The sequence below is a fragment of the Bathymodiolus heckerae thiotrophic gill symbiont genome (assembly GCF_900128515.1).
Lineage (GTDB): Bacteria > Pseudomonadota > Gammaproteobacteria > PS1 > Pseudothioglobaceae > Thioglobus_A.
The window spans coordinates 1-9,689 of record NZ_FQTP01000055.1; the positions used below are offsets into that span (position 1 = coordinate 1).

General features: G+C 35.9%; 15 protein-coding genes. 13 read left to right on the top strand and 2 right to left on the bottom strand.

The window, feature by feature from the left end:
- Nucleotides 1-728 (bottom strand): FtsW/RodA/SpoVE family cell cycle protein (locus tag BTHERMOSOX_RS07415; RefSeq protein WP_171004692.1); only part of this gene is annotated, 728 nt, incomplete at its 3' end.
- 142 nt (nucleotides 729-870) lie between these two features.
- On the opposite strand from BTHERMOSOX_RS07415, the gene BTHERMOSOX_RS07420 reads away from it, so the two are divergent.
- The 13 genes from BTHERMOSOX_RS07420 to BTHERMOSOX_RS07480 all read left to right on the top strand — a co-directional run bounded on the left by BTHERMOSOX_RS07420 (nucleotide 871) and on the right by BTHERMOSOX_RS07480 (nucleotide 9,392).
- Entirely contained in the window at nucleotides 871-2,457 is a 1,587-nt protein-coding gene (locus tag BTHERMOSOX_RS07420) for an ABC-F family ATPase (RefSeq protein ID WP_138120471.1), read from the top strand.
- A 4-nt stretch (nucleotides 2,458-2,461) separates the two neighbouring features.
- The gene (locus tag BTHERMOSOX_RS07425; protein WP_138120460.1) at nucleotides 2,462-3,241 is read left to right on the top strand and encodes a YihY family inner membrane protein; all 780 of its coding nucleotides are present in this window, start codon (nucleotides 2,462-2,464) and stop codon (nucleotides 3,239-3,241) included.
- Entirely contained in the window at nucleotides 3,241-3,831 is a 591-nt protein-coding gene (locus tag BTHERMOSOX_RS07430) for a riboflavin synthase (RefSeq protein ID WP_138120461.1), read from the top strand. The genes BTHERMOSOX_RS07425 and BTHERMOSOX_RS07430 overlap by 1 nt, the downstream gene beginning before the upstream one ends.
- Before the next feature lie 2 nt (nucleotides 3,832-3,833).
- Nucleotides 3,834-4,913: a bifunctional 3,4-dihydroxy-2-butanone-4-phosphate synthase/GTP cyclohydrolase II gene (gene ribBA / locus BTHERMOSOX_RS07435; protein ID WP_138120462.1), complete on the top strand. Its 1,080-nt coding sequence runs from the start codon at nucleotides 3,834-3,836 to the stop codon at nucleotides 4,911-4,913.
- A 9-nt stretch (nucleotides 4,914-4,922) separates the two neighbouring features.
- Nucleotides 4,923-5,426, top strand: coding sequence for a 6,7-dimethyl-8-ribityllumazine synthase (gene ribH / locus BTHERMOSOX_RS07440; protein WP_138120463.1), 504 nt, complete (start codon nucleotides 4,923-4,925; stop codon nucleotides 5,424-5,426).
- A gap of 3 nt (nucleotides 5,427-5,429) precedes the next feature.
- Entirely contained in the window at nucleotides 5,430-5,855 is a 426-nt protein-coding gene (gene nusB / locus BTHERMOSOX_RS07445; protein ID WP_138120464.1) for a transcription antitermination factor NusB, read from the top strand.
- Nucleotides 5,839-6,078, top strand: a complete 240-nt coding sequence (locus BTHERMOSOX_RS07450) for a (2Fe-2S)-binding protein (protein WP_249360645.1) — start codon at nucleotides 5,839-5,841, stop codon at nucleotides 6,076-6,078. The genes nusB and BTHERMOSOX_RS07450 overlap by 17 nt, the downstream gene beginning before the upstream one ends.
- Before the next feature lie 293 nt (nucleotides 6,079-6,371).
- Nucleotides 6,372-6,683 carry an outer membrane protein assembly factor BamD gene (locus BTHERMOSOX_RS07455; protein ID WP_138120465.1) on the top strand — a complete coding sequence of 104 codons (312 nt, stop codon included), beginning with the start codon at nucleotides 6,372-6,374 and terminating at the stop codon, nucleotides 6,681-6,683.
- 613 nt (nucleotides 6,684-7,296) lie between these two features.
- A complete protein-coding gene (locus BTHERMOSOX_RS11785; protein WP_249360646.1) occupies nucleotides 7,297-7,521 on the top strand; it encodes a hypothetical protein in 225 nt (74 codons plus the stop codon).
- A 327-nt stretch (nucleotides 7,522-7,848) separates the two neighbouring features.
- Nucleotides 7,849-8,109, top strand: a complete 261-nt coding sequence (locus BTHERMOSOX_RS07465; RefSeq protein ID WP_138120466.1) for a hypothetical protein — start codon at nucleotides 7,849-7,851, stop codon at nucleotides 8,107-8,109.
- A 115-nt stretch (nucleotides 8,110-8,224) separates the two neighbouring features.
- Complete coding sequence (locus tag BTHERMOSOX_RS07470) at nucleotides 8,225-8,431, top strand: hypothetical protein (RefSeq protein WP_138120467.1); 207 nt, start codon at nucleotides 8,225-8,227, stop codon at nucleotides 8,429-8,431.
- Between the two features lie 160 nt (nucleotides 8,432-8,591).
- Nucleotides 8,592-8,915 (top strand): hypothetical protein, encoded by a 324-nt coding sequence (locus tag BTHERMOSOX_RS07475; RefSeq protein WP_138120468.1) that lies wholly within the window; start codon nucleotides 8,592-8,594, stop codon nucleotides 8,913-8,915.
- A 132-nt stretch (nucleotides 8,916-9,047) separates the two neighbouring features.
- Nucleotides 9,048-9,392 carry an antibiotic biosynthesis monooxygenase family protein gene (locus BTHERMOSOX_RS07480; RefSeq protein ID WP_138120469.1) on the top strand — a complete coding sequence of 115 codons (345 nt, stop codon included), beginning with the start codon at nucleotides 9,048-9,050 and terminating at the stop codon, nucleotides 9,390-9,392.
- Nucleotides 9,393-9,465: 73 nt separating this feature from the next.
- On the opposite strand, the gene BTHERMOSOX_RS07485 is transcribed toward BTHERMOSOX_RS07480, so the two are convergent.
- The coding region (locus BTHERMOSOX_RS07485) for a vitamin B12 dependent-methionine synthase activation domain-containing protein (protein WP_138120470.1) at nucleotides 9,466-9,689 on the bottom strand (224 nt) is incomplete at its 5' end.

Genomic DNA, 9,689 nt, shown 5'->3' on the forward strand with positions numbered 1-9,689 from the left:
GTCCAATCACCTCTAGCAATGCCGATTAAAGCTTGTTTGGTTTGATAGACTTTAGCGCTGTCATTTACCCATAAGTCAATTTGCCAGAATTCTGTCATTCTAATCCAGCGTACACCACCATCCAAATATAACAAAAGACCAATTGAGCTAATTAGACTAATGCCAACAATAGAAAGCTGCTTAAGGTAGGCGCCCGCAGCAAATAGCATAATTAGCGCTGTTAAGGAGATGATGATAGTAGCACCCAAGTCCATTTCAAGTAGCAATAATATTCCAGATAAGGAGATGATAATTAATGTTTTAATCAGCCCTATCCAAGGCTTTAGTACGTCTTTTTCATGTCGAATTAAGAAATCAGCCATATATAAAATCATTGAAATTTTCATCATTTCAGAGGGCTGAAATTTAAAAAATACAAAATTAATCCAGCGTGTTGAGCCGTTAACAGTTCGTCCAATTGGCTCTGGTAAAAATACCAATGCTAGGCAAAATAAAGTAAATAAAAATATTAATTTGGCGTTATTTTTATAAAAGTACAAGGGGATTTTTAAACATGCATAGGCTGCTATTAAACCTAAAGAAATAAACACAGTTTGTTTATAAAAATAACTGTAACTACCAAAATGCCCTAACGAGGCTGAAAAAGTCATAATCCAACCAAAAGTCAGTAATATTAAAATAGCAATTGTGAGATTTTTATCGGGCAATAGGCCAGTTTTTTCAAACATTTTCAAACATTTTTCGGGGTAATTTAGCTGTTATTTTAACCTTCAACAGAATAACTATTGTTGCTAATCAATGTGATATTTATATTAGCTTTTCATTGTTTATATGGGATAATAGTTGTTTTTCAAAAACCATCCTAAGCCCATGATTTCTACTGCTAATATCACCATGCAATTTGGTGAAAAACCTCTATTTGAAAATATTTCAATTAAATTTCAGGGTAGAAATCGTTACGGCCTAATTGGTGCTAATGGTTGTGGAAAATCAACTTTCATGAAAATTTTGACCGGTGAGTTAAAACCCTCTAATGGTACGGTAAGTATCAGCGATGGTGAGCGCTTAGGCATTCTGCGTCAAGATCAATTTGCTTTTGAAGAATTTCGTGTAGTTGATACGGTGATCATGGGTCATGAGAAGCTTTGGGAAGTTAAAAAAGAAAGAGACCGTATTTACGCATTACCTGAAATGAGCGATGAAGATGGTATTAAGGTTGGCGAATTAGAAATGGAGTTTGCCGAAATGGATGGCTACATGGCGGAATCATCTGCCAGTGAATTGTTGTTAGGCTTGGATATTCCTGAAGATCAGCATTATGGTTTAATGAGCGAAATCGCACCTGGCTGGAAATTACGTATTTTACTTGCTCAAGCATTATTTTCAAATCCTGAAATTTTATTATTAGACGAGCCAACAAATAACTTGGATATTAATTCTATTAGTTGGTTGGTAGATGTGCTAAATGCTCGTAAAGCCACCATGGTGATTATTTCTCATGACAGGCATTTTTTAAACGGTGTTTGTACGCACATATCCGATCTTGATTATGGTGCGCTTAACACCTTCCCAGGAAACTACGATCAATTCATGATTGCTGCAACGGCTATTCAAGAAAAAATGCAGAATGACAACACCAAAAAAGAAGCGAAAATTAAAGAGTTAAAGCACTTTGTATCTCGATTTTCTTCAAACGCCTCTAAAGCCAAGCAAGCTACATCACGCCAAAAGCAACTTGAAAAAATTGAGCTTAATGACATTAGGCCTTCTTCAAGAGTTAGTCCTTATATTATCTTTAATCAAGAAAACAGACTGCATAGAAACGTACTAGAAGTTTCAGGACTTAATAAAAGTTTTGGTGATTTACACGTATTAAAAAACGTCGAATTCTTATTTGAAGTGGGTGAGCGTGTTGCTATTATTGGTCAAAATGGTATTGGTAAAACTACTTTATTACGTACTTTAGTGGGTGAACTTGAAGCAGATAAAGGCAAGGTTAAGTGGAGTGAAAATATTAACATTGGTTATTACGCACAGGATCATACTGCTGACTTTGAAGAAGACATGACCGTACTTGACTGGATGATGCAATACAAGCAAACCAAGCAAGATGTTCAGGATATGCGTGGCGTTCTAGGAAAAATGTTGTTTGGTAAAGATGATATTATTAAAAGTGTTAAATCTTTATCTGGTGGTGAGAAGGGCAGAATGCTATTTGGCAAGTTAATGCTACAACAGCCAAATGTGCTAGTGATGGATGAGCCAACCAACCACCTAGATATGGAATCGATTGAAGCACTTAACCTTGCACTAGAAAATTATGAGGGTACACTTATTTTTGTGAGTCATGATAGGGAATTTGTCTCTTCATTATCCACCAAAGTAGTAGAACTTAAAGAGGACGGCATGCATTATTATTCTGGCAATTACGAGGATTATTTAAAATCACAAAAATAAAATTATGCACATTTTAAAACAAGCCTTCGTTCGTTTAAAATCAAAAAATGGCTTTGATTCAGCTTCCGTACTGTCATTTTCAACCTTATTTGCCATTGTGCCAACATTAACACTGATGTTTAGTATTTTTTCTCTGTCACCTTATTTTGCAGATTTACAACAGCATTTAGAGGGGTTTTTATTTGAACAATTACTGCCCAAGAATTATGAATTGGTTAATCAATATATCCAGCAATTTATTGTTAGTGCACAAAAACTCAAAGGCATTAGTCTGTTATTTTTGTTATTAGCCACTATTTTTTTATTTCGTGAGGTGGATAATCGTATTAATTCTATTTGGTCAGTGAGAAAAAAACGCCATTTTGGTATTGATTTGTTAATCTACATATTGGTTTTAATTTTAGGACCTTTATTTTTGGCAGGCTCATTGTTTGTAAGCTCGTATTTGAGCGCTTCAGAGGTGTTTGTGTTTATTCCAATGGGCGGTATTTTTATTTCCTCTTTGCCGATTATTCTTTCAGCTATCGGTTTAAGTTTGATGTATTATTTTATTCCTGGTGAAAAAGTAGTATTTAAATTTGCGATTAAAGCTGGCTTTATCGCTGCATTTTTTTTAGAAGTATTAAAATCAATTTTGTTAATTTATATTCAATTTTTTCCATTATACGAAGTTATTTATGGTGCTTTATCCATGCTTTTGTTATTTATGCTGTGGGTCTATTTTTCCTGGGCATTGATTTTATTTGGCGCAAGTGTCACCTATATTCTTAATCAAGAGGACTGATGTTTACAGGCATTATCCAAGCACTCGGTAGTATCAAAACTAAAGTTATCTATGATAAAGGTGCTGAGTTTAGCTTTAGTGCGGCTGACTTTGATTTTTCTAGTATTGCTATTGGTGATAGTATTGCAGTCAATGGTGTTTGCTTAACAGCGATTGAAATTGGTAAAAATTTTTTTAAAGCAGACGTTTCTCAAGAAACGCTAGATTGTTCAATTTTCTCCCAGCTAGAGCAGGGTGATGTAGTTAATCTTGAAAAGGCTCTAAGACTTAATCAAGGCATTGATGGGCATTTGGTTAGCGGCCATGTGGATGGCATTGCCCAAGTCACTGATAAATTTAACGAAGGTGAATCAACGCGTTTTAAGATTAGTGCGCCTGATAATTTGGTAAAATACATTGCTAGAAAAGGCTCTGTGTGTATTAATGGTGTGAGTTTGACGGTTAATGATATTCAAGAAAATGTATTTGATCTTAATATTGTTCCGCATACGCTAACAGTGACAACCTTAGGAAAATTAAAAATTGGTAGCAACGTTAATCTAGAAGTAGATATTATTGCCCGTCACTTAGAACAACTATTGAAAAAATAATCATGATAAAAGCAACAATTGAAGAAATTCTAAAAGACTATAAGCAAGGTAAGATGATTATTCTTATGGATGATGAAGATCGTGAGAATGAAGGCGATTTAATCATCCCTGCTGAAACTTGTACCAAGGAAGATATTAACTTTATGGCGACTCATGGTCGCGGCCTTATTTGTTTAACACTTACTCAAGAGCGCTGTAAACAGCTTAACTTGCCTTTAATGGTTGCTCAAAATAATGATGCAAATGGCACCAACTTCACTGTGTCAATTGAGGCGGTAGAAGGTGTAACAACAGGTATTTCAGCAGCAGATAGGGCCAAAACTGTTCTTGATGCAGTAGCTCCTAATGCCACACCTGCTGATATTGTTCAACCTGGACATATCTTCCCATTAATGGCGCAACCTGGCGGTGTATTAATTCGTGCAGGGCATACTGAGGCGGGCTGTGATTTGGCACGTTTATCAGGTTTCGAGCCAGCATCAGTAATCGTAGAAATACTTAATGAAGATGGCTCTATGGCGCGTCGTGACGATTTACAAATTTTTGCGAAAAAACACAATATTAAATGGGGCACGATTGAAGATTTGATTTCTTATCGCATTGAAAATGAAAAGACCATTGAACGTATCAATGAGCGTGAATTTAAAACTGAGCATGGCTCTTTTAGACTTATTTCATTTCTAGATAGCATTTACAACGAAACCCATTTGGCCTTGGTCAAAGGGGATGTTAGCAATGATAAAGATACTTGCGTTCGTGTACATATGGAAGATACTTTTAAAGATGTCCTACAAGAAAATTCCAATAGTTTTAGTGTGAACGATGCGTTGAAGCACATATCTAAAACTGATAATGGCGTGTTCTTATTGCTTAGAAAGCAAAACGATGAATCTATCCTACAGAATATTGACAATAGTGTGCGTGATGCTGGCGGAGATGATATTAAGACTTACGGCGTTGGTGCACAAATTTTGTCTGATTTAGGCGTTAAAAAAATGAAGATTCTAGGCTCTCCAAGAAAGCTACACGGATTAAAAGGCTTTGGATTGGAAGTTAGTGAATACGTAGAAATAAACAAATAAAGGATTCGAATGAAATTTCAATTTGACAAAAATGCAAATAGCAACTTCTTAAAAGATAGTAAGATTGCTATTATTGTTGGTTATTTCTACCAAGATATTGGTGATAAGTTGTTAGCTGCAGCACAAGAGACACTAAATAAATACGGTATTGATACTAATAACGTTAACGTATTTTACGCACCTGGTGCATTTGAGATTCCATTACTAGCTAAACGTTTAGCATCACAGCAAGATAATGGCAAAAACCTATACGATGGGATTGTGACTTTAGGTGCTGTGATTAAAGGTGAGACTCCACACGATGTATATGTTTGCAATGAATGCTCTAAAGGTGTTGCTGAGGTTTCATACAATTATGAAATTCCGACAACATTTGGTGTGCTAACAACGCTTAATATGGACCAAACCGTTGGTCGTGCAGGTGGATACAAAGGCAATAAGGGCGAAGAAGCCACCATGGCCATGATTGAGATGCTTTATTTAATAAAGCAAGCTGATTCACAGGTATTTTAAATTATGGCATTTAAAACTCCAAAACACCGCTCGCGTGAGCGTGTTGTACAAGCGCTTTATCAATATATGGTTTCAGGTGGTGAAGTATTGCAAATTGAACAGCAATTCTTAAATCAAAAAGAAGGCAAGATATCAAAGGCTTTTTTCTCTAATTTATTTATCAATATCTTAAAAAATAGAACTGAACTTGATACACTTATTGCACCGACCATTTCTAGAGAAACCGACGAGCTAGGCTCGGTTGAACATGCAGTGCTTTATTTGGCTGTGTACGAACTACAAAATAGTATTGAAGTGCCATATAAAGTGGTTATCAATGAAGCGCTTGAAATTGCCAAATTGTATGGTGCTGAAGGTGCATTTAAGTTGATTAATGCATCACTTGATCAGCTTGCCAAAGAGCTTCGTAGTATTGAAGTCAACGCCTAAGATTGTTAACAATCCGCTAGATAAGCTACCTGAAATCCTTAAAAAGGATTTAAAACGCAATTTGCGTGTTTGCAATGAAGTTAAAAAAATAGATGTAATTAACGCAATTGCCAACGGTGCCACTTCGGTGATGAAAGTTAGAGATCAAACCCATGCCACTGGTGGAAATGGCTGTTGTACACGTCAAGTGGAGCGTTTAATTGAATGCATTCATTCAAATTGAGTAGATAGGAAAATATGTCTATTTTTATCATAATACTTTAGACACTATACTATAAATGAAGCATATTTTAGGTATTGAGCTACAAAGCACTTGTATTGTATAACTAATTAGCATTAATACCTAGGCTAATGGTATGATTATGACGAATAATAAATAGTTTCCTCTGACGCCTGCGGCGTCAGAATGAATTTAGAAAGATTAAATAAAACGCCTAACAAATTATTCCAGCCGACCGCTTACGCGGCAGCTGAATTCAAGCATTAGCATTGCATTACACAAAGGAGCATATTCACATGAAAATCATAGCTTTGACGGCTCTTATTATTACCTTAACCGCCTGTTCTGATGGTGCCATTATTGACGCTAATAAATTATTCAATAAAGGAGAATACGCGGCAGCTATTTCTAAGGCACTGCATGCAGAAAGCCAGTATGACTACACTCCGTTACAGCAGGTAGAACTCGATTATATAGTCGCAGAGAGCTATGCAAAGCTCAATGAAACCGAGAAATCTGTGGCTCTTTACAAGTATATTGTGGAGAAATATTCAGACACAAAATTTGCTTTACTATCTAAAACAGTTCTAGCAAAAATTCAACCTTAAATGCTAACAATGCGCTCAACTCATCGCATTAGATGCAATAATAAAAAAAGAAAACCAAATCTAAAGGGTCTTTTCTAACTCAAGGATCTGGATCTGCACTTAAAGTGGTATACTTAGCAACCCGGTAGATACAGGAAAAATGGCAAAGAACCAGGGTTAGAAACTGGAGTGAGATTTATCTCAATTATGTATCTTTTTTGATGAGATTATGGCAAAATATGACAAATAGTTAGAGAGTAAAAAGGTGGGTTTACACAGTTTAATTTACGCTCTCATAAATTTACTGAGCACGAATCACACAAGTCTATTACTATAGTTGTTTCTGCCTCAGACAAAAAAATGGAAGTGCGTAAGGTATAATCTCATATCAAGCTAGCAATCCTAATCAAGGCAATTAACTTGGGCTTTTGTTGTGCTATGTTGCATTTTATAAAATTTAGTTATTGGTGAGTGCATGGGGCGCTAATAGATTATCTGGCAAATCACCTATAGCGTTTAACAAACCAGCCAGCTCATCTTAGAAATTTACAATAGAATAAACCGCTAACTAAATTTAAATTTAACCAGACGGGTTGTCGTTGCCCGTTAGGCTTAAAACTAAAGAATATAATATATGGATAATCGTATTCCCTTACCAACAGACAACATATTTAAGTTTTACGCTTTGTTCGGCCTATTGCTTGTAATATTCGGCATAGGCTCAACACTTTATGTGGGCAAAACAACGAATGATTTAGTGTTCGAGATTGCTGTCGAATATCAAACATTAAAAGCCGATCCTGTTCGGTCAGTATCACAAGAAGCACGATTCCAGGTCATGCAAAAAAACTTGAAATAGCTAAAACGAATAAGAATGTTTTATTATCCAGCCTAGGTTTTGTTGTTGGGGTGGGTATCTTTATGGTAGGCTATGGGTTTAAAAAGTGGCATACTGAAATTCAACCACTTCAAGATGAAATGGCTCGGTTAAGTCTTAAAAAGCTGAGGCGAGAAGTGGGCGAAGATGAAAGTGCCTAACAATCGCACGCACTAGGGGCTGCCGTAAGCGTCCATATTTTGCGAAAGAGACGCAAAATACGCACCACTCACGGGCAGCCTGTGATGCGGGCGTTAGATACTTACCCTCCATCTCTCTATTTTTCTTTAGAGGGGTTGGAGAAGTGAAATGAAAAAAATAATTGTAACTTTAACTTTAACTTTGGCTATGTTTTTTATCGGTTGCCAAACAATTAGTATATCGCCATCAGGCAGTATTGTTGTTGATGACTCGAAACCTATATTGGAGGTTGTTCCAACGATAAAAGAAGGGGTAACAACAAGGATAGAATTATTAAAGCTTTTAGGTAGGTCAGCTCAATCAGAAAATATGTTTGGTGTAGAAGTAATTGATATTTTCAGAAAAAGTAGGCATCTCTGCATTGTTTAGTAGTCGCAGAAAAATAGTGACTCCTCGAGTCTTTATAAAAGATGGTATTATAACTCAGTTTATATCAAATGAGGGATGCCAGTAAATACATACAATTTCATGTTACAATTAGGATATGAAGTTTATCCAATCAGATTTACAAAAGAATAACCTTGCCAAAACCTTTTGGGACATTGGTAAGGTTATTCTAACAATTTTGGTGCTTTATCCTATAGCAAAAGATACTGTGCATGTAATAGATATATTTATCGGTGTGGCAATTGCAATTTTGTTTATGGCGATTGGTTTTTATATTGACGGAAAAGGAGCAAAAAATGAGTAGTTTATCTTTGGTGTTTTTAATATTAGGCTTTGTTGCTATTGTTGTATTCTTTTTAGTAAAAAACGACAAAGGGTTAGAGACAAAGCACCTAACAAAGCACTCCACCTGACCGCTTACGCAGCGGCTGAATTCTAGCGGTTAGAACTTATAAGGAAAAATAGTGAAGAAATTACATATCGCCATTTCTACAAACATAATTGAAGAAACAATTAAAGATTATAGTGTGCGCCTTGGTATGGAGCCATGTTTATATGTAAAAAACGAATATGCACTTTGGCGAACTGACTCATTAAATGTTTCAATACGACAAGATCAATCATGTACACCAGGTGAACTAAGGCACTTAGGCTGGGAAGATGACGAAGCATCAAATTTTAGTGAAGAAAAAGATGTTAATGGTATAACTTGGGAAAAGTTCAGTGCGCAACAACAGGCAGACGAAATTAATGAACTATGGCCAGAAGCAAGCTACACCGCAAAATAGATATTCTAATAATGGGCATAATACGCCGCTTCGTTCTGTATTGTGCTCAACTGAGTTCAAGCGTTAGCTACAAATAGCCCAAAGGTATTTTGAATATATTTTATAATCAAATATATTTATTGAGGAAGGATAATGATTGCAGTTATTTTTGAGGTTTATCCAGCTAAAGGAAAAGTTGAAGAATATTTGGATATTGCATCTAAATTAAAACCTCAATTAGAAAAAATTGATGGTTTCATTTCAATAGAGCGTTTTTCAAGTCTTGTTGATGAGGATAAGATTCTATCTCTATCTTTTTGGAGAGATGAGGAAGCTATTAACGAATGGAGAAATTTAGAAACACATCGCCTTGCACAAGAAAAAGGTCGTGGTGGAGTATTTAGTAATTATAGATTAAGGGTTGCAAATGTTAGCAGAGACTATGGAATGGATAGCAGAGAGAAAACCCCGCCTGATAGTAAAACTAGACATGACTAACTTAAAGTATTTGTGAATTATGGAAATATATATAAAGACCTGACAGGGCGCTTGTAGTCAGATGCTCCGCTCGTTATTCTAAATTAGGTGAAAGTAGTCTTTCTGCCTGATCAACTGAAACACCTTTTCTGCTAGCATAATCTTCAAGCTGCTCTTGATTGATTTTTGCCACACCAAAAAATCGAGATTGAGGATGGGCAAAATACCAGCCACTAACGCTTGCTGTTGGCAGCATTGCATACGAGCTAGTGAGCGTCATACCGATATTTTTTTCAACATCGAGTAATTCCCAAATCT

What these genes read in the sequence shown, in the direction of transcription:
- ribBA (WP_138120462.1), top strand. Translation starts at nt 3,834, where the DNA reads ATGATAAAAGCAACAATTGAAGAAATTCTAAAAGACTATAAGCAAGGT.
- nusB (WP_138120464.1), top strand. Translation starts at nt 5,430, where the DNA reads ATGGCATTTAAAACTCCAAAACACCGCTCGCGTGAGCGTGTTGTACAA.
- BTHERMOSOX_RS07470 (WP_138120467.1), top strand. Translation starts at nt 8,225, where the DNA reads ATGAAGTTTATCCAATCAGATTTACAAAAGAATAACCTTGCCAAAACC.
- BTHERMOSOX_RS07430 (WP_138120461.1), top strand. Translation starts at nt 3,241, where the DNA reads ATGTTTACAGGCATTATCCAAGCACTCGGTAGTATCAAAACTAAAGTT.
- BTHERMOSOX_RS11785 (WP_249360646.1), top strand. Translation starts at nt 7,297, where the DNA reads ATGGATAATCGTATTCCCTTACCAACAGACAACATATTTAAGTTTTAC.
- BTHERMOSOX_RS07455 (WP_138120465.1), top strand. Translation starts at nt 6,372, where the DNA reads ATGAAAATCATAGCTTTGACGGCTCTTATTATTACCTTAACCGCCTGT.
- BTHERMOSOX_RS07465 (WP_138120466.1), top strand. Translation starts at nt 7,849, where the DNA reads ATGAAAAAAATAATTGTAACTTTAACTTTAACTTTGGCTATGTTTTTT.
- BTHERMOSOX_RS07480 (WP_138120469.1), top strand. Translation starts at nt 9,048, where the DNA reads ATGATTGCAGTTATTTTTGAGGTTTATCCAGCTAAAGGAAAAGTTGAA.
- BTHERMOSOX_RS07425 (WP_138120460.1), top strand. Translation starts at nt 2,462, where the DNA reads ATGCACATTTTAAAACAAGCCTTCGTTCGTTTAAAATCAAAAAATGGC.
- BTHERMOSOX_RS07420 (WP_138120471.1), top strand. Translation starts at nt 871, where the DNA reads ATGATTTCTACTGCTAATATCACCATGCAATTTGGTGAAAAACCTCTA.
- ribH (WP_138120463.1), top strand. Translation starts at nt 4,923, where the DNA reads ATGAAATTTCAATTTGACAAAAATGCAAATAGCAACTTCTTAAAAGAT.